Here is a 16,815-nt window from a genome sequence, read left to right on the forward strand (position 1 = left end):
GGCAACGCGGTGTGTGGCACCGGCGCCGCCGGTGTTCGCCGGCAAGCCGGCTCCCACAGGGTTTCAGCGGCATCCATGAGTCAAGAGTTGTCCTATGAGAGTCTGGGCAGTAGCCAATCAAAAAGGTGGAGTCGGCAAGACCACCACCACCATCGCCCTGGCCGGCTTGCTGGCCGAGGCGGGCAAGCGCGTGGTCGTCGTCGACCTCGACCCGCATGGCTCGATGACCAGTTACTTCGGGCACAACCCCGATGCCCTGGAGCACAGCTGCTACGACCTGTTCCTGCACAAGGGCCAGGTGCCCGATGGCCTGCCGGGGCAACTGCTGCTGCCCACCAGCGACGCGCGCATTTCGCTGCTGCCGTCGAGCACCGCGCTGGCGGTGCTGGAGCGCCAGTCGCCGGGGCAGAGTGGCCTGGGCCTGGTGATCGCCAAGAGTCTGGCGCAGCTGTGGCAGGACTTCGACTTCGCCCTGATCGACAGCCCGCCCTTGCTCGGCGTGCTGATGGTCAATGCCCTGGCCGCCAGCCAGCAGCTGGTGATCCCGGTGCAAACCGAATTCCTTGCGGTCAAAGGCCTGGAGCGCATGATCGGCACCCTGGCCATGGTCAACCGCTCGCGCAAGCAGGCGTTGCCCTACCAGATCGTGCCGACCTTGTTCGACCGCCGCACCCAAGCCTCCCTCGGCACCCTGAAAGTGCTGCGCGATACCTATGAACAGCAGGTGTGGCAGGGCTATATCCCGGTCGATACGCGCCTGCGCGATGCCAGCCGCAATGGCCTCACGCCGTCGCAGTTCGACGGCAAGAGCCGTGGCGTGATTGCCTACCGGGCGCTGCTCAAGCACCTGCTCACCTACAAAAGTGCCGTGCAGGTGGCGTCATGACCTTGAAAAGCGCCAGCCGGCCGCAGATGGCCTTGCAGTCCTACCTCGATGGCCTGCTGCAGGAGGCCACCGAGGCCGAAGACCTGCTCGACCTGCCCGCGGCCAGCGACGAGTTCGCCGACGCCGTGCGTGAGGAGCAGGCCCGTGATGCGCGCCAGCCTGCGCCCATCGCAAGCCTCGCGGCCAAGCCGTTTGCCGAGCCGCAGCTCAAGGTATTGCCGACCGTGCTTGCCGTCGAGGAACCGGTGGTGATGGTGGTCGAGGCCCAGGTGGTGGCCGAGGCCAGCGTGCCGGTGCTGACCGAGGTGCAGGCGCCTGAACCTGTGGCGCCGTTGGTCGAGGTGCACCTGCCGGCGCCCGATTCGCCGCCGCCCCGCGCCACGGTCGATGGCCGCCCGGCCTGGGCCGCCGAGCCCTTCGAGTGCCTGCTGTTCGACGTCGCCGGGCTGACCCTGGCGGTGCCGCTGGTGTGCCTGGGCTCGATCTACAGCTTGCAAGGGCAGGAGCTGACGCCCTTGTTCGGCCAGCCGGACTGGTTCCTCGGCATCCTCACCTGCCAGGCGGGCAACCTCAAGGTGCTGGATACCGCGCGCTGGGTGATGCCCGACCGTTACCGCGACGACTTCCGCCAGGGCCTGAACTACGTGATTTCGGTGCAGGGCTACGAATGGGGGCTGGCCGTGCACCAGGTCAGCCGCTCGCTGCGCCTGGACCCGTCGGAAATCAAATGGCGCAGCCAGCGCGGCCAGCGCCCGTGGCTGGCCGGCACGGTCATCGAACACATGTGTGCACTGCTCGACGTTGCCGAACTGGCCGAGTTGATCGCCAGCGGCGCGGTCAAGCAGATGCATGGCAAACACCAATAACTGCGAACACACCGCCATCGGCGGATTTTGAGGGCTAGGGGAATGAAAAAGTCGTCTGCACAAGGTTCCGAAGATCCAATCCTGCAGTGGGTAACCTTCCGTCTGGACAACGAGTCCTACGGCATCAACGTCATGCAGGTGCAGGAAGTGCTGCGCTACACCGAGATCGCCCCGGTACCGGGCGCGCCGAGCTATGTGCTGGGCATCATCAACCTGCGCGGCAACGTGGTGACGGTGATCGACACCCGCCAGCGCTTCGGCCTGATGCCTTCGGACGTGACCGACAACACCCGCATCGTCATCATCGAGGCCGACAAGCAAGTGGTCGGCATCCTGGTCGACAGCGTGGCCGAGGTGGTCTACCTGCGCCAGTCGGAGATCGAGACGGCGCCGAACGTGGGCAACGAAGAGTCGGCCAAGTTCATCCAGGGCGTGTGCAACAAGAACGGCGAGCTGCTGATTCTGGTCGAGCTGGACAAGATGATGACCGAGGAAGAGTGGTCCGAGCTGGAGAACATCTGAGTTGATTTTCGAGGTTGCTGTCATCTTCCTGGGGCTGCTGTGGGCGCTGAGCCTGTGGTACTTCCTCAACTACAGCAAGCGCCAGCGCGAGCTGGCCGCCCAGCAGGCGGTGGGCGATGCGCTGCGTGACCAGCGCATCAAGGACCTGGCCAAGCGCCTGGACGACTACCAGAACGGCACCGTGCGCATGGGTGATGCGATCCATGAGCTGCGGGCGACCATGGCGACCCTGCCAGACCGCCTGGAGCGCCTGGAGCAGCGCGACCCGAGCAACGTCACCTTCTCCCAGGCCGCCAAGCTGGTGGGGATGGGCGCCAGCGTGGCGGAGCTGACCGAGAGCTGCGGGTTGACCCAGGCCGAAGCGGAGCTGATGAGCAAGCTGCACCGCTCCGACTAGCCGCGCAAGGCGACCTGCAGGTCGCCTTTTTTCAGGTGTGCTCCCACGAGTGGGTGGCGCCGACCTTGGCAATGCGGTTCAGCGGCGTTCGTGAGCGCAGTGCCTGAGCAACGGCGCGGGTGTCGATGACCTCTGCCAGATTGACTTTGGGGATGCCGACCAGGTTCAGCAGTTGGCGTAGCTGGTACATGTCCGGCAACTGATCATCGATCACATCGGTCAGCAGCCTCGGGCCGGTCAGGTAGCTCAGGCGCCGGGTGTAGCGGTTGAAGGCGGCCGGGTCCTGTTCGAAGTCGGGTTTGCTCAGGTAGAAGTCCTGGTTGGCCTGGTAGCGCTTGTGCATCAGCTCGGAAATGGCATCGAGCGTCGGGTTGCCCGGGTGGCTGCCAATCATGCTGTTGTTGAAGTCGCAGCGCATGTCCAGCTGCTCGTTGCCCATGGGCGGGTGCAATACCAGCCCCTTGGGCGACGCTGCCAGCTCTACGTCATCTATCGACTCGCCGGTTGTCAGCAGCACGTCATCCAGGTCCATGTAGAAACCGCCTTCCTGGTGCAGCAATCGGTAGCGCAGCACGTCGCAGGCCGAGGCGTAGTTGCGCGCCACGCCACCATTGCCTTCCAGGGCAGCCTGATATTGCGCGTGGTACTTGCTGGCCTTGAAGCTGGTGAAGAACGGCTGCTCTTCGAGGGGCAACACTTCAAGGCCCGGCACTTGCGCCGTGACTGCGGCGAGGTTGTCGGCAAAAGCTGCCGGCGTGCTGTTGGAGAGTAACAGGCGCAGCTCGAAGCCGGTGCCGGCCAGGCGCTGCGCATTGGCCTCGAGGTTGGCCAGCAGCTGCGGGCCGATGGGCTGATCGCCCAGCCAGATGCAGGTAATTTTGCGTGGTAGCGGGGCCAGCCCCTCGGTGGTCAGCGTGGCAGGGTCGAATGGCAAGCGGATATCCACCCCCATCGCCCGCAAGCTGCTCATGCGCATGCTGTCGGAGACCGGGCGGCCGCCCGGGGGGAGCGCTACCAGGTCCCGGCGACCTTGTTGGGCAATGTAGTGGGTCGGCTCGACCTCGTTCATGTCGGATTCCAGCACAAAGGCATCACTGGCCATGTCGTACACCACATCTGTGTTGTAGCCGGAGATGCTGGCCTGCAGTTCGTCGGCGCCGCCGGTGAAGCGTGGCACGCGAATCACCGCGCTGGCGATGGCGGGGTCGCCGTGTGGCAGTGGCTCCACCGTATCGCTGAGCTGGAAGAAATCCGCTACATCGGTGTCCGGCAGTTTCGGCGGAAACAGCGGGCTGAGCGGATAGCCCCATTGCTCGTTGACCCACTGGGGCAGCAGGAAATTCTGCCCCTTGGTGCGGAACACCGCGTCAACTTCCGCCGCCGCGGACGCCGCCAGGGGGAGGGCATTGAACGCGCCGAACTCGGCAACAGTGACGCCTTGGGCACGGGCTTCCTGGCTTTTGCCGTTGATGGCCTGATCCAGCCCCAGGCCGAACAGGGCCACGCCACCGAGGGCGAATACCGGCGCCAGTTCAGGCACCACCAGCGCCAGCGGCGCCAGCAGGTTCGTGGCGCTGAGCAGGTAGCCACGCCACCTGGCTTCGCTGACCTCGCTGGTGCGGGTGATGAGGAAGTCGGCGTCCTGGTAGCTGCGTGCGCGCTGGCGCTCGCTCAGGGCCAGGAACAGATCGCCCGTGAGGGTAGGGCTGTACTTGCCAGGCCGGTAATTGACGTATTCGCGCGGCGGCCAGCGCCCATCGGTGGTGAAACCCGAGCGATCCGGCGGCAGGTGGTGCACCTGCGGATAGGCGCCCAGGCCTTCCAGCGCGCTGTCCAGGCCGGTGAAGTCCAGGCCATCGGGCAGGTCGGCCAAGGCGAAATGCTGGCGCAGCTGCTGGCGTTTCTCGGCGCTCTGGCACTGTTTGCCCAGCCAATCCTGCAGGGCCTCGTGGCTGGCGAACTCATGCAGCGGCGCGCTGTTGCCCGGCACATACAGCAGCGTCAACGGGGTGCCTTGGCTGCGGATGCACAGCAGGTCGGTGGCGGCATAGCCATAGATGTTCAACGCCCTGGTGCGTATCACGTCGGTGTGCGCCATCAACCCGGCGGCCTGCCAGGCCAGCCTGCGCCCGCCCTCGCTCAGGCTGCCCTGCGCCACCTGCTGGTTGCAGGCGGCGATGAAGTTGATCTTCGCTGCCAGCCGGTGTTCTTGCAGGTGCTGGCCCCAGTAGTCGTCGAGGCTGGCCTGGTAGCGCGTGTGGAAGTCCATGTTCCAGATGAACGCCTGCAGCGCTTCGGCTTGCACCGGTATGTGGGTGCTTGCGTCGAAACGCTCAGGGGCGGTTCTGCGGAACAGGCCGTTGAATACCGAAAACGCTGCGCCCTCGTGCAACAAGCCTGGCGCCGGCAGGGTCGGCACGATTGTCAGCGGGCCATTGGGGAAGGTGCCTGCCCAGGGCTCGCCGATCAGTGCGCCGATCAGGTTGTTGTCGGACTCGCCCTGCCAGTTCGACAGCACGGCCTGGGTCAGCGACTGGCGGGCGACGATCATGGCCTTGTGGCCGCGGTAGTGCAGGGTCACCACGTCGGTCTGGTCGGGGTCGATGTCCAACCCTGGTTGCCGGTACCAGTCGCCAATGGCGCTGGCCGCCTGGCGGTCCGGGCGGGGAAAGCGCTGCAGGTGGTTGCGGACGAATTGCGTGCCTCTGGCGTTGACAGCGGGTGTAGGCATGGCTTGAGCCTCGGGTTGATGAAGGAGGCGCAAGGGTGGGTGGGGCTGCAGGGCCCCGGGCGGTAGATAAGGCTGAGTTACCGGGGCCGTGGGCCTGGCAGCAGGTAGGGCGCAGCCGGAGTGATGTCCCGCTCACCGGCCGGTTCATCGTCGAAGCCCACCGGCACCTTGCCGCGCAACTGCCAGGCGAAGGCGATGATTTCGGCGATGGTCAGGTACAGCGCCTCGGGAATCTGCTCGCCGAGCTCCAGGCGCGCCAGCAGGCGCACCAGCTCGGCATTTTCGTAGATCGGCACTTCGTGCTCGCGGGCCAGGGCCAGGATGGCCTCGGCCAGTTCGTCGTCGCCCTTGGCGCTGAGGGTCGGGGCCTGCTGGCCGTCGTAGCTCAGGGCGATGGCCTGGCGGGGTTGGCGCTTGCTCATGCGGTTTCATCCACCCAGCGTTGTTCCACGCGGGTACGGGGGCCTTGGGGCGGGATGCCGGGGTGGCACTCCAGGTCGCCGACCTCCACGCCACGGGCCAGCAGGCGCTCGCGCAGCACACCGAGCTGGCTGTCGATCAGCCGCGCGGTCTGCTCGCGCTCGGCCCACAGCTGGCCGGACAAACGCCCTTGGGTGAGTTGTGCCTGGACCTGCAAGGGGCCAAGCGGGGGCAGGTCGAAGGCCAGGTCGATGCGCCACAGGGCCTGCAGCGGGTCCGGCTGCTCGCGCTGGCGATCGGCCTGTTGCTCGGGGGTTTCCTCGCGCTGCAGCTTGGCCTGCAAGGGGATGAACTCCTGGCCATGGCGCACCGGGATCTCGGTTTGCCAGGTCGTTTGCAGGTTGCCGTTCTCCAGCGTGCCGCTTTGTTGCAGGCTGCTCAGGGCATGGCTCTGCAGCCGCGAAATGGCAGCGGCGGCCAGGCGCAGCAGTTGCTGCAGGTCGCCTTCCTCTTCCATGGCTTGCAGCAGCCGCGAGGGCAGGGGGAAGGCGCCAGGGGGCTGGCGCGGGCTGACCCGCTCAAGCATGCCCAGGGCGCTGCGGGCCAGGGCCGGCATCACTTGGGCCAGGGTCGAAGGGTTGCCAGAGGCGAGCGGGCCGTCGCTGGGCACCTGCGCCACCAGGCGCAGCAGTTGCGCCTTCAGGTCCACGCCCGTGGCCAGCCCGCCAAGCAGCTTGGCTTCGAGAAACACGCCGCTGTTGCCCAAGGCCTGGGCCAGGCCCTTGGCATCGCCCAGCTGGCGTGCGTCCGGCAGGCTGGCCAGCAGGCGCTCGGCACTGGCGCGCAGTTCGCCATCAGCGCTGCCGGCCAGTTGCTGCAGGGCGCCGAGCAACCCCGGCAGGGAGGCCTGGCGCGCCTGTTGGGTGGCGAGTTGCTGGTCGACATTCAATTGTTCCTGGCGCCCGCTCAAGGGCACGAAACGCAGCGACTGGTCGCCCTGCACCAGGGCGCTGAGCAGGCTGCCGACCGCCAGCGGGCGCGGGCTGTCGATGCTCAGGGTGGCGCCGGCCTGGGCGGTGTTGAGCAGGCTGACCAGCGAGCGGAAGCTGGCCTGTGCGCCTGGGTTTTGCAGCAGCTGGCTGGTCAGCACCTTGCCCTGCAGCAGCGTACCGACCGGTACCTTGCTGGTGTCGAGCTGGGTCAGGGTGCTGACAGCGCTGGCATTGGCCTGTTGCACCATCAGCGCCAGGCGATCGCCTTGCGGCTGGCTGACCGTGACCTGGCTGCCCGGTGCCAGCGGTTGGCTGGCATTGGCCTGCACCTGGGCCTGGGTGCCATTGGCCAGCAGCAGGCGCAGCACCAGCTGGAACTCGCTGCCGCTCTGCTTGAGGGTCAAGACCTCGGCCTGCGCGGTTTCGCCAGGCTTGAGCAAGCCGGGTTGCGCCTGGGTCAGGTTGAGCAGCTCGCCGGTCATCGCCGCTTTGATCGCCTGGGGGCTGACCGCGGTTTGTGCGCCGAGACTATTGATTTCAGTCATGATTGTATACAACCTGTCGAACCCGCCCTCTTGGCAGCGAAGCCGCGCATGTAATAATGCCGGCCGCCCGCCACTGCCACTGTAACGGCAGCGAGGGGGGCGACTTGAGACACTGCATAAGGCGAAACCGTGACCTTTCACCTCCAAGCCGTGGGCCTGGCCTGCGAGCGCGACTGGCGCCTGCTGTTCGAACAGCTGGATTTCGAGCTGCGGCCAGGCGACATGCTGCAGATCAGCGGCCCCAACGGCAGCGGCAAGACCAGCCTGCTGCGTTTGCTGGCCGGGCTGATGCAACCCACTGCCGGGCAGATCCTGCTGGGCGGCCAGCCCTTGGCCGAACAGCGCCATGCCTTGGCCAGCATCCTGCTGTGGATCGGTCACGCCGCCGGCATCAAGGACCTGCTCAGCGCCGAGGAAAACCTCACCTGGCTGTGCGCCCTGCACCAGCCGGCCAGCCGCGATGCCATCTGGGCCGCGCTGAGCGCCGTTGGCCTGCGCGGCTTCGAGGACGTGCCGTGCCATACCTTGTCGGCCGGCCAGCAGCGCCGCGTGGCCCTGGCCCGCCTGCACCTGGACAGCCCGCCACTGTGGATTCTCGACGAACCCTTCACCGCCCTCGACAAGCAAGGCGTCGCCCAGCTTGAAGCGCACCTGGCGGCGCACTGCGAGCAGGGCGGGACCGTGGTGCTGACCACCCACCACACGTTGGCGCACAAACCGTCCGGTTACCGCGAACTGAACCTGGGGCAATGGGCAGCATGAGCGTATTTCTTCTGTTGTTGCGCCGCGAGGCGCGCCTGCTGTTCCGCCGCCCGGCCGAGCTGGCCAACCCCCTGGTGTTCTTCGCCATCGTCGTGGCGCTGTTTCCGCTGGCGGTAGGCCCGGAGAGCCAATTGTTGCAAACCTTGTCTCCCGGGCTGGTCTGGGTCGCGGCTTTGCTGGCGGTGCTGCTGTCGCTCGACGGCCTGTTTCGCAGCGATTTCGAGGACGGTTCGCTGGAGCAGTGGGTGCTGTCGCCACACCCGCTGGCCCTGCTGGTGCTGGCCAAGGTGCTGGCGCACTGGATCTTTTCCGGCCTGGCACTGGTATTGTTGGCGCCACTGCTGGCATTGATGCTGGGTTTGCCGAGCCATTGCCTGCCGGTGCTGCTCGGCTCGCTGCTGCTGGGCACCCCGGTGCTGAGCCTGCTGGGCGCGGTGGGCGCGGCGCTGACGGTCGGCCTCAAGCGCGGTGGTTTGCTGCTGGCGTTGCTGATTCTGCCGTTGTATATCCCTGTATTGATCCTGGGCAGTGGTGCGTTGCAGGCGGCGTTGCAGAATATGCCCGCCACCGGCCACCTGCTGTGGCTGGCAAGCCTGACGGCCCTGGCGGTTACCCTGGCACCCTTTGCGATAGCGGCCGGCCTGAAGATCAGCGTCGGCGAATAACGAGTCCCGGGCTTTCAAGCCCGGCTAATACCCTGGATGTACCCTGATGAAAATAAGCTGGACGTGGTTCCACAAACTGGGTTCCCCCAAATGGTTCTATGCCATCAGCGGCCGCATGCTGCCGTGGCTGGCCGTTTCCGCCATCCTGCTGCTGGCCACCGGCGTGATCTGGGGCCTGGCCTTCGCCCCCCAGGACTACCAGCAGGGCAACAGTTTCCGCATCATCTACATCCACGTGCCGGCGGCCATGCTGGCCCAGTCCTGCTACGTGCTGCTGGCGGTGGCCGGGGTGGTGGGGCTGGTGTGGAAGATGAAGCTGGCCGACGTCGCCCTGCAGTGCGCGGCGCCCATCGGCGCCTGGATGACCGCCGTGGCGCTGGTCACCGGGGCCATCTGGGGCAAGCCGACCTGGGGCAGCTGGTGGGTGTGGGATGCGCGCCTGACCTCGATGCTGATTTTGCTGTTCCTGTATTTCGGCATCATCGCCCTGGGCCAGGCCATCAGCAACCGTGACAGCGCGGCCAAGGCCTGCGCGGTGCTGGCCATCGTCGGCGTGATCAACATCCCGATCATCAAGTACTCGGTGGAGTGGTGGAACACCCTGCACCAGGGCGCCACCTTCACCCTCACCGAAAAGCCGGCCATGCCGGCCGAGATGTGGCTGCCGCTGCTGTGCACGGCGCTGGGCTTCTACTGCTTCTTCGGTGCGGTGCTGTTGCTGCGCATGCGCCTCGAGGTGCTCAAGCGCGAGGCGCGGGCCAGTTGGGTGCGCGAAGAAGTGTTGAACAGCCTGGGTCGGAGGGCCGCGTGATGAGCTTTTCTTCATTCGGCGATTTTCTCGCCATGGGCCACCATGGCCTGTACGTCTGGTCGGCCTATGGCATCTGCCTGGCGGTGCTGGCGATCAATGTCGCCGCGCCCCTGCTGGCCCGCCGTCGCTACCTGCAAGAAGAGGCGCGCCGTCTGCGCCGGGAGAACAACCTGTGAATCCGCAGCGCAAGAAACGCCTGTTCCTGATCCTCGGCCTGCTGGCCGGTGTCGCGGTGGCCGTCGGCTTTGCCTTGAGCGCCCTGCAGCAGAACATCAACCTGTTCTATACCCCCACCCAGATCGCCAATGGCGAGGCGCCGGTGGACACCCGCATCCGCGCCGGCGGCATGGTCGAGAAGGGTTCGGTGCAGCGCTCGGCCGACTCGCTCGATGTGCGCTTCGTGGTCACCGACTTCAATAAATCGGTGCCGATCACCTACCGTGGCATCCTCCCCGACCTGTTCCGCGAAGGGCAGGGCATCGTCGCTTTGGGCAAGGTCAACGGCGAGGGCGTGGTGGTGGCCGACGAGGTGCTGGCCAAGCACGATGAGAAATACATGCCACCTGAAGTGACCAAGGCCTTGAAAGAAAGCGGCCAAGCGCAGGCCCAGCCATGAACGCGGCCCTGGTGATACCCGAACTCGGCCAACTGGCGATGATCCTGGCGATCTGTTTCGCCGTGGTGCAGGCGAGCGTACCGCTGCTCGGCGCCTGGCGCGGCGACAGCCTGTGGATGAGCCTGGCGCGCCCGGCGGCCTGGGGCCAGTTCGCCTTCCTGGCCTTTGCCTTCGCCTGCCTCACCCATGCCTTCATGACCGACAACTTCTCGGTGGCCTATGTCGCCAGCAACTCCAACAGCGCCTTGCCCTGGTACTACAAGTTCAGCGCCGTGTGGGGCGCGCACGAAGGCTCGCTACTGCTCTGGGCGTTGATCCTGGGCGGCTGGACCTTCGCCGTGTCGATCTTCTCGCGGCAATTGCCGCAAGTGATGCTGGCGCGGGTGCTGGCGGTGATGGGCATGATCAGCACGGGCTTCCTGAGCTTCTTGATCATCACCTCCAACCCGTTCGAACGCCTGCTGCCGCAAGTGCCGGTGGACGGTCGCGACCTCAACCCGCTGCTGCAGGATTTTGGCCTGATCGTTCACCCGCCGATGCTGTACATGGGCTACGTGGGCTTCTCGGTGGCCTTCGCCTTCGCCATCGCCGCCTTGCTCGGCGGCCGCCTGGACGCCGCCTGGGCGCGCTGGTCGCGGCCCTGGACCATCGTCGCCTGGGCCTTTCTCGGGGTGGGCATCACCCTGGGCTCCTGGTGGGCCTACTACGAGCTGGGCTGGGGCGGCTGGTGGTTCTGGGACCCGGTGGAAAACGCCTCGTTCATGCCCTGGCTGGTGGGCACCGCGCTGATCCATTCGCTGGCGGTGACCGAGAAGCGCGGCGTGTTCAAGAGCTGGACGGTGCTGCTGGCGATCGCCGCCTTCTCGCTGAGCCTGCTGGGCACCTTCCTGGTGCGTTCCGGCGTGCTGACCTCGGTGCACGCCTTCGCCGCCGACCCCTCGCGCGGCGTGTTCATCCTGATCTTCCTGCTGTTCGTGGTCGGCGGCTCGCTGACCCTGTTCGCCCTGCGCGCGCCGGTGGTCAAGAGCCAGGTCGGCTTTGCCCTGTGGTCGCGCGAAACACTGCTGCTGGCCAACAACCTGGTGCTGGTGGTGGCGGCCTCGATGATCCTGCTCGGCACCCTGTACCCGCTGGTGCTCGATGCCTTGACCGGGGCCAAGCTGTCGGTCGGCCCGCCGTACTTCGACGCCCTGTTCCTGCCGCTGATGGCGCTGCTGATGGTGGTGCTCGGGGTAGGCGTGGTGGTGCGCTGGAAGGACACCCCGGGCAAGTGGCTGGCGAGCATGATGACCCCGGTGCTGATCGGCAGCGCAGTCCTGGCGCCGGTGGCCGGCCTGATCGTCGACGACTTCGACTGGCCAACCCTGAGCGCCTTCGCCCTGGCCGCCTGGGTGGTGCTGGCCGGGCTGCGCGACATCCTCGACAAGACCCGCCACAAGGGCCTGGCCAAAGGCGTGCGCGGCCTCACCCGCAGCTACTGGGGCATGCAGCTGGCGCACCTGGGCCTGGCGGTGTGCGCCCTGGGCGTGGTGCTGTCGAGCAACAACAGCGCCGAGCGCGACCTGCGCATGGCGCCGGGCGAGAGCGTCGAACTGGGTGGCTATCACTTCCTGTTCCAGGGCGCCAAGCACTTCGAGGGGCCGAACTTCATCTCCGACAAGGGCACCATCGTGGTCAGCCGCGATGGCCGTGAAGTGACTACCCTGCACCCGGAAAAACGCCTGTACACCGTGCAGCAGTCGATGATGACCGAAGCGGGCATCGATGCCGGCTTCACCCGCGATCTGTATGTGGCCCTGGGCGAGCCGCTGGAAAACGGCGCCTGGGCGGTGCGGGTGCATATCAAGCCTTACGTTCGCTGGATCTGGCTGGGCGGTCTGCTGACCGGCCTGGGCGGTTTGCTGGCGGCCTTCGACCGGCGCTACCGCGTCAAGGTCAAGACCCGGGTGCGTGATGTCCTGGGCGTGTCTGGAGCAGCTGCATGAAGCGTTGGATCATGGTGGTGCCCTTGGCGGTATTCCTGCTGATGGCGGTATTCCTCTACAAAGGGCTGTTCCTCAAGCCTGACGAGCTGCCCTCGGCGATGATCGGCAAGCCGTTCCCGGCGTTCTCCCTGGCCTCGACCCAGGGCGATCGCAACCTCACCCAGGCCGACCTGCAGGGCCGCCCGGCACTGGTCAACGTCTGGGCCACCTGGTGCCCGTCGTGCAAGGTCGAGCACCCGTACCTGAACCAGCTGGCCGAGCAGGGCGTGGTGATCTACGGCATCAACTACAAGGATGACAATGCCGCCGCGCTGAAGTGGCTGGCCGAGTTCCACAACCCCTACCAGCTGGACATCCGCGACGAGCAGGGCAGCCTGGGCCTGGACCTTGGCGTGTACGGCGCGCCGGAAACCTTCCTGATCGACGCCAAGGGCGTGATCCGCTACAAGCACGTGGGCATCGTCGATGCCAGCGTCTGGCGCGAGCAGCTGGCGCCGCTGTACCAGGGCCTGGTCGACGAGGCCAAGCCATGAAGCGCTGGCTTGCAGCCGCCGTGCTGGGCATGAGCCTGGCCGGCGTGGCCAAGGCGGCCATCGACACCTACCAGTTCCGCGACGACGCCGAGCGCGAGCGCTATCAGCAACTGACCAAGGAACTGCGCTGCCCCAAATGCCAGAACCAGGACATCGCCGACTCCAACGCGCCGATTGCCGCCGACCTGCGCCGCGAGATCTTCCGCATGCTCGGCGAGGGCAAGAGCAACCAGCAGATCGTCGACTTCATGGTCGACCGCTATGGCGACTTCGTGCGCTACAAGCCTGCGCTCAGCGGGCGTACCTGGCTGCTCTGGTTCGGCCCGGGCATCCTGCTGGTCGGTGGCTTCGCGGTGCTGGTGCTGATCGTGCGCCGGCGCCGTGGCCCGGTGGCCGAGGGCGTGGAGCACCTGTCCGCGCAAGAACGCGAGCGTCTCGCCAAACTGCTGGAAAAAGAACAGACCCATGACTGAATTCTGGCTTAGCGCGGGCCTGCTGCTGCTCGCCGCCCTCGGCTTTCTGCTGATCCCGATCCTGCGTGGCCGCCGCCAGCAGCAGGAAGAAGAGCGTACTGCGCTGAACGTGGCCCTGTACCAGGAGCGTGTCGCCGAACTGGCCGCCCAGCAGGCAGCCGGGGTGCTGGACGATACGCAACTGGCCACCGGCCGCGACGAGGCCGCGCGCGAATTGCTGGCCGACACCGAAGGTGCCGACGCGCCGCGCCAGGGGCACCTGGGCAAGGCGTTGCCGCTGTTGGCGGCGGTGCTGGTGCCGCTGCTGGGCCTGGGGCTGTACCTGCACTTCGGCGCCGCCGACAAGGTCCAGCTGACCCAGGAGTTCGCCGCCGCACCCAAGAGCATGGAAGAAATCACCGCGCGCCTGGAGCGGGCGGTGCAAGCCCAGCCCGATTCGGCCGAAGGCTTGTACTTCCTCGGCCGTGCCTACATGGCCGAGCAGCGCCCGGCCGATGCCGCGCGCGCCTACGAGCGTGCCGTGGCCCTGGCCGGGCGCCAGCCCGAGCTGCTCGGGCAATGGGCGCAGGCGCTGTACTTTGCTGCCGACAAGCAATGGAACCCGCAGGTGCAGGCGCTGACCGACGAGGCGCTCAAGGCCGACCCCAATGAAGTCACCAGCCTTGGCCTGCGCGGTATCGCCGCCTTCGAGGGCGAGCGTTACCAGGAAGCGATCGATTACTGGACGCGCCTGCTGGCGCAATTGCCCGAAGGCGACGCCTCGCGCGCGGCGCTGCAAGGTGGCATCGACCGCGCGGCGCAGCGCCTGGGCGGCGATGCCGGCAAGCCGGTGGCTGCGGCGCGCCTGAAAGTGCGGGTGGAACTTGCTGCGGCGCTCAAGGACAAGGTCAAGCCCGACGACACCGTGTTCATCTTCGCCCGCGCCAAGAATGGCCCACCCATGCCGCTGGCGGCCAAGCGGGTGACCGTGGCGCAGTTGCCGCTGGAGGTGGAACTGACCGACGCCGATGCGATGATGCCGCAGATGAAACTGTCGGACTTCGCCGAAGTCCAACTGGTTGCACGTGTGTCGCGTGCCGGTCAGCCTACCCATGGCGAGTGGATCGGCCAGGGCGCACCGCTGGCCAATACGACCCAGGCCACCCAACAATTAGTCATCGACAGCCCCGACCCGTAAGAGAACCCTGCCATGCACAGTACCGTCCGCCTGACCCTGATCACCCTGGCCCTGGGTTTGTCCGCGTGTACGGTGCGTGAGCCGTATGAGCAGCCGTCGCCGCCGGTGGAGACGGTGCCTTCGCACCCGGGGCCGGTGGTCAAGCCTTTGCCGGGCAGCCAGCCGTCGACGCAACCGAGCAAGCCGGCGGCGATCCCCAAACCCATGCCGCGCACCTCTGCCAGCTTCGCGCCGCCACCGGGCGGTGCCAGCCATTGGGACCCGAAGCTGGGCGTGTATGTGCTGGAGAAAAAGCCCAACACCTTCTACCGCCAGCGTACCTACTACCGCTATGACGGCGGCTGGAGCTGGTCGCTGAGCCCGGATGGGCCGTGGCAGGAGACCGATAGCAGCGGTGTGCCGGGTGGTCTGGGGCGGGCCTTCGCGCAGTAATTCCAGGCAGCCTGTACCGTCCCTATCGCCGGCAAGCCGGCTCCCACATGTTTCAGTGGTTAACCTGTGGGAGCCGGCTTGCCGGCGATAGGGCCAGAACAGGCATACCCTTATACCCATACAGTACAGTTAACCCCTGATTTTGCGATTGACTGTGCTGGCCCCTGACTCCGCATAATGCCCCCCTGATATTCAAGGAGGTGGCATGCGCAAGACAGTCCTGGTGCTGGTGGAAACCGTCGATGATTACCTGCCACTGCTCGAGCAGGCCGGCTACCACTTGATTCGCGCCCCCTCCCCGCAACTGCGCGCCGAAGCGATCCAGCGCCATGCCGGCGACATCGATGCCGTGCTGACCCGCGGCCCGCTGGGCCTTACCGCTGCCGAGATCCAGGCCCTGCCGGCCCTGCAGATCATCTGCGTGATCGGCGCCGGTTACGAGCAGGTCGACCTGGCCGCTGCCGCCGCCCGCGGCATCACGGTCACCAATGGCGCGGGTGCCAACGCCGCCGCGGTTGCCGACCACACGCTGGCCATGCTGCTGGCGCTGCTGCGCGATATTCCCCGTGCCGATGCCAGCACCCGCCGTGGCGAATGGAACCGCGTCATCAGCCCCTCGGTCAGCGGCAAGCGCCTGGGTATTCTCGGCCTGGGTGCCGTCGGCCAAGCCATCGCCAAGCGCGCCAGCCTGGGCTTCGAAATGCCCGTCAGCTACCACAGCCGCAGCCCGCGCCAGGGCGTGCCCTACACCTGGTACGACAGCCCGCTGCACCTGGCCGAGGCGGTGGACCTCCTGGTGGTGGCCACACCCGGTGGCGCGCATACCCGCCATCTGGTCGATGCCCCGGTACTCGAAGCCCTGGGCGCCGAGGGCTACCTGGTGAACATCGCCCGCGCCAGCGTGGTGGACACCCAGGCGCTGGTCACCGCCCTGCAGCAGGGCCGGATCGCCGGTGCGGCGCTGGACGTGTTCGACGACGAGCCGGCGGTGCCCGCAGCCCTCAAGGCCCTCGGCAACACCGTGCTCACCCCCCACGTGGCCGGGCAGTCCCCAGAGGCTGCGCGCGACACGGTCACCCTGGTGCTGCGCAATCTGCAGGCTTTCTTTGCTGGCGAGCCGGTGCTCACGCCGGTCCGCGTTTGACCTTCGCTTTCGATACCGCCCGGCAGCGCCCGGGCCTCAAGGAGTGTTTGCATGCAACTCGAGATCTTCCAGGTCGATGCCTTCACCGCCGAGCCGTTCGGTGGCAACCCTGCAGCGGTAATCCCTCTTGAAAACTGGCTGCCGGATGCCGTGCTGCAGCGCATCGCCGAAGAGAACAACCTCTCCGAAACTGCCTATATCGTGCGCAACGGCGAGACATTCGACCTGCGTTGGTTCACCCCGACCGTCGAAGTCGATTTGTGCGGCCACGCCACCCTGGCGTCGGCCTATGTGCTGTTCGAGCAACTGGGCGAGCAGGCCGCGGTGCTGCGTTTCAACACCCGCAGCGGTGAACTGCGGGTCAGCCGCGACGCCGACGGGCACCTGGCCATGGACTTCCCGGCCAAGCAGCCGGTGGCCGTGGCGATCCCGGATGGCCTGCTCGAAGCGCTGGGCTTGCGGGGCGCCGCCGCGGTCTATCGCTCCGACGATTATGTGGTGATGATCGACGACGCCAGCTTGCTCGACCCGCTCAAGCCCGACTTCGTCGCCCTGGCCGCCTTCGATGTGCGCGGCATCGCGGTCACGGCGCCGGGCCGTGGTTACGATTTCGTCACCCGCTGGTTTGGCCCGAACGTGGGGGTCAACGAAGACCCGGTCACAGGTTCGGCGCATACCTCGCTGGCGCCGCTGTGGGCCGAGCGCCTGGGCAAACAGGCGCTGACCTGCGAGCAGGGTGGTGCACGCAAGGGCCAACTGCAGTGCGAAGTGCCCGGCAATGGCCGGGTGATCATCAGCGGCCGCGCGGCCTTGTACCTGCGCGGCAACATCTACATCTGAGCCTGCGGCTTGGGCGGC

At 66.7% G+C, this 16,815-nt stretch carries 19 protein-coding genes; 16 read left to right on the plus strand and 3 right to left on the minus strand.

Annotation, left to right across the window (positions count from 1 at the left end; all coding sequences use genetic code 11):
* Positions 1-94 precede the first annotated feature (94 nt).
* Genes ACIPG5_RS17940 through ACIPG5_RS17955 form a run of 4 tightly spaced genes read left to right on the plus strand, consistent with a single transcriptional unit; the run spans position 95 to position 2,671 of the window.
* On the plus strand, positions 95-886 hold the full coding sequence (locus ACIPG5_RS17940; RefSeq protein ID WP_176513172.1) for a ParA family protein: 792 nt from the start codon (positions 95-97) through the stop codon (positions 884-886).
* Complete coding sequence (locus ACIPG5_RS17945) at positions 883-1,752, plus strand: CheW domain-containing protein (RefSeq protein WP_401376796.1); 870 nt, start codon at positions 883-885, stop codon at positions 1,750-1,752. The genes ACIPG5_RS17940 and ACIPG5_RS17945 overlap by 4 nt, the downstream gene beginning before the upstream one ends.
* Positions 1,753-1,794: 42 nt before the next feature.
* The gene (locus tag ACIPG5_RS17950; RefSeq protein WP_016393802.1) at positions 1,795-2,274 is read left to right on the plus strand and encodes a chemotaxis protein CheW; all 480 of its coding nucleotides are present in this window, start codon (positions 1,795-1,797) and stop codon (positions 2,272-2,274) included.
* A gap of 1 nt (position 2,275) precedes the next feature.
* Complete coding sequence (locus tag ACIPG5_RS17955; protein WP_176513176.1) at positions 2,276-2,671, plus strand: DUF2802 domain-containing protein; 396 nt, start codon at positions 2,276-2,278, stop codon at positions 2,669-2,671.
* 31 nt (positions 2,672-2,702) lie between these two features.
* Here ACIPG5_RS17955 and ACIPG5_RS17960 read toward each other — a convergent pair whose 3' ends face one another.
* The 3 genes from ACIPG5_RS17960 to ACIPG5_RS17970 form a co-directional block, all read right to left on the minus strand.
* Positions 2,703-5,402 (minus strand): dermonecrotic toxin domain-containing protein, encoded by a 2,700-nt coding sequence (locus ACIPG5_RS17960; protein ID WP_401376800.1) that lies wholly within the window; start codon positions 5,400-5,402, stop codon positions 2,703-2,705.
* Between the two features lie 77 nt (positions 5,403-5,479).
* Positions 5,480-5,824 (minus strand): EscU/YscU/HrcU family type III secretion system export apparatus switch protein, encoded by a 345-nt coding sequence (locus ACIPG5_RS17965; protein WP_236236338.1) that lies wholly within the window; start codon positions 5,822-5,824, stop codon positions 5,480-5,482.
* On the minus strand, positions 5,821-7,359 hold the full coding sequence (locus ACIPG5_RS17970) for a flagellar hook-length control protein FliK (protein WP_401376803.1): 1,539 nt from the start codon (positions 7,357-7,359) through the stop codon (positions 5,821-5,823). Before ACIPG5_RS17970 ends, ACIPG5_RS17965 begins: the two co-directional genes overlap by 4 nt.
* A 129-nt stretch (positions 7,360-7,488) precedes the next feature.
* Here ACIPG5_RS17970 and ccmA point away from each other — a divergent pair, with 129 nt between their 5' ends.
* From ccmA to ACIPG5_RS18030, 12 genes are all read left to right on the plus strand, one after another.
* Entirely contained in the window at positions 7,489-8,121 is a 633-nt protein-coding gene (gene ccmA / locus ACIPG5_RS17975) for a cytochrome c biogenesis heme-transporting ATPase CcmA (protein ID WP_176517204.1), read from the plus strand.
* A complete protein-coding gene (ccmB, locus tag ACIPG5_RS17980) occupies positions 8,118-8,786 on the plus strand; it encodes a heme exporter protein CcmB (protein WP_060493049.1) in 669 nt (222 codons plus the stop codon). The genes ccmA and ccmB overlap by 4 nt, the downstream gene beginning before the upstream one ends.
* A gap of 46 nt (positions 8,787-8,832) precedes the next feature.
* Positions 8,833-9,597, plus strand: coding sequence for a heme ABC transporter permease (locus ACIPG5_RS17985; RefSeq protein ID WP_176517202.1), 765 nt, complete (start codon positions 8,833-8,835; stop codon positions 9,595-9,597).
* Complete coding sequence (ccmD, locus tag ACIPG5_RS17990; protein ID WP_176517200.1) at positions 9,597-9,773, plus strand: heme exporter protein CcmD; 177 nt, start codon at positions 9,597-9,599, stop codon at positions 9,771-9,773. The genes ACIPG5_RS17985 and ccmD overlap by 1 nt, the downstream gene beginning before the upstream one ends.
* The gene (gene ccmE, locus ACIPG5_RS17995; RefSeq protein WP_176517198.1) at positions 9,770-10,213 is read left to right on the plus strand and encodes a cytochrome c maturation protein CcmE; all 444 of its coding nucleotides are present in this window, start codon (positions 9,770-9,772) and stop codon (positions 10,211-10,213) included. Before ccmD ends, ccmE begins: the two co-directional genes overlap by 4 nt.
* Before the next feature lie 11 nt (positions 10,214-10,224).
* The gene (locus ACIPG5_RS18000; RefSeq protein ID WP_176517208.1) at positions 10,225-12,198 is read left to right on the plus strand and encodes a heme lyase CcmF/NrfE family subunit; all 1,974 of its coding nucleotides are present in this window, start codon (positions 10,225-10,227) and stop codon (positions 12,196-12,198) included.
* Positions 12,195-12,731, plus strand: coding sequence for a DsbE family thiol:disulfide interchange protein (locus ACIPG5_RS18005; RefSeq protein ID WP_176517196.1), 537 nt, complete (start codon positions 12,195-12,197; stop codon positions 12,729-12,731). Before ACIPG5_RS18000 ends, ACIPG5_RS18005 begins: the two co-directional genes overlap by 4 nt.
* Positions 12,728-13,204: a cytochrome c-type biogenesis protein gene (locus ACIPG5_RS18010; RefSeq protein ID WP_401376809.1), complete on the plus strand. Its 477-nt coding sequence runs from the start codon at positions 12,728-12,730 to the stop codon at positions 13,202-13,204. The genes ACIPG5_RS18005 and ACIPG5_RS18010 overlap by 4 nt, the downstream gene beginning before the upstream one ends.
* Positions 13,197-14,381: a c-type cytochrome biogenesis protein CcmI gene (gene ccmI, locus ACIPG5_RS18015; RefSeq protein WP_401376812.1), complete on the plus strand. Its 1,185-nt coding sequence runs from the start codon at positions 13,197-13,199 to the stop codon at positions 14,379-14,381. Before ACIPG5_RS18010 ends, ccmI begins: the two co-directional genes overlap by 8 nt.
* Positions 14,382-14,393: 12 nt before the next feature.
* Positions 14,394-14,813 (plus strand): hypothetical protein, encoded by a 420-nt coding sequence (locus tag ACIPG5_RS18020; protein ID WP_401376815.1) that lies wholly within the window; start codon positions 14,394-14,396, stop codon positions 14,811-14,813.
* Positions 14,814-15,018: 205 nt separating this feature from the next.
* Positions 15,019-15,957, plus strand: a complete 939-nt coding sequence (locus tag ACIPG5_RS18025; RefSeq protein WP_401376818.1) for a 2-hydroxyacid dehydrogenase — start codon at positions 15,019-15,021, stop codon at positions 15,955-15,957.
* Positions 15,958-16,008: 51 nt separating this feature from the next.
* A complete protein-coding gene (locus ACIPG5_RS18030) occupies positions 16,009-16,797 on the plus strand; it encodes a PhzF family phenazine biosynthesis protein (protein WP_176517191.1) in 789 nt (262 codons plus the stop codon).
* Positions 16,798-16,815: the final 18 nt, after the last annotated feature.

Source organism: Pseudomonas sp. NPDC087029 (genome assembly GCF_044745345.1).
GTDB classification, from domain to species: Bacteria; Pseudomonadota; Gammaproteobacteria; order Pseudomonadales; family Pseudomonadaceae; genus Aquipseudomonas; species Aquipseudomonas faucium.

Excerpts from the sequence above, each read along its gene's own strand:
- ccmI (WP_401376812.1), top strand. The coding sequence starts at position 13,197 with ATGACTGAATTCTGGCTTAGCGCGGGCCTGCTGCTGCTCGCCGCCCTC.
- ACIPG5_RS17940 (WP_176513172.1), top strand. The coding sequence starts at position 95 with ATGAGAGTCTGGGCAGTAGCCAATCAAAAAGGTGGAGTCGGCAAGACC.
- ACIPG5_RS18030 (WP_176517191.1), top strand. The coding sequence starts at position 16,009 with ATGCAACTCGAGATCTTCCAGGTCGATGCCTTCACCGCCGAGCCGTTC.
- ACIPG5_RS17950 (WP_016393802.1), top strand. The coding sequence starts at position 1,795 with ATGAAAAAGTCGTCTGCACAAGGTTCCGAAGATCCAATCCTGCAGTGG.
- ACIPG5_RS17970 (WP_401376803.1), bottom strand. The coding sequence starts at position 7,359 with ATGACTGAAATCAATAGTCTCGGCGCACAAACCGCGGTCAGCCCCCAG.
- ACIPG5_RS18020 (WP_401376815.1), top strand. The coding sequence starts at position 14,394 with ATGCACAGTACCGTCCGCCTGACCCTGATCACCCTGGCCCTGGGTTTG.
- ACIPG5_RS17960 (WP_401376800.1), bottom strand. The coding sequence starts at position 5,402 with ATGCCTACACCCGCTGTCAACGCCAGAGGCACGCAATTCGTCCGCAAC.
- ccmD (WP_176517200.1), top strand. The coding sequence starts at position 9,597 with ATGAGCTTTTCTTCATTCGGCGATTTTCTCGCCATGGGCCACCATGGC.
- ACIPG5_RS18025 (WP_401376818.1), top strand. The coding sequence starts at position 15,019 with ATGCGCAAGACAGTCCTGGTGCTGGTGGAAACCGTCGATGATTACCTG.
- ACIPG5_RS18010 (WP_401376809.1), top strand. The coding sequence starts at position 12,728 with ATGAAGCGCTGGCTTGCAGCCGCCGTGCTGGGCATGAGCCTGGCCGGC.
- ccmB (WP_060493049.1), top strand. The coding sequence starts at position 8,118 with ATGAGCGTATTTCTTCTGTTGTTGCGCCGCGAGGCGCGCCTGCTGTTC.
- ACIPG5_RS17945 (WP_401376796.1), top strand. The coding sequence starts at position 883 with ATGACCTTGAAAAGCGCCAGCCGGCCGCAGATGGCCTTGCAGTCCTAC.
- ACIPG5_RS18005 (WP_176517196.1), top strand. The coding sequence starts at position 12,195 with ATGAAGCGTTGGATCATGGTGGTGCCCTTGGCGGTATTCCTGCTGATG.
- ACIPG5_RS17985 (WP_176517202.1), top strand. The coding sequence starts at position 8,833 with ATGAAAATAAGCTGGACGTGGTTCCACAAACTGGGTTCCCCCAAATGG.
- ACIPG5_RS17965 (WP_236236338.1), bottom strand. The coding sequence starts at position 5,824 with ATGAGCAAGCGCCAACCCCGCCAGGCCATCGCCCTGAGCTACGACGGC.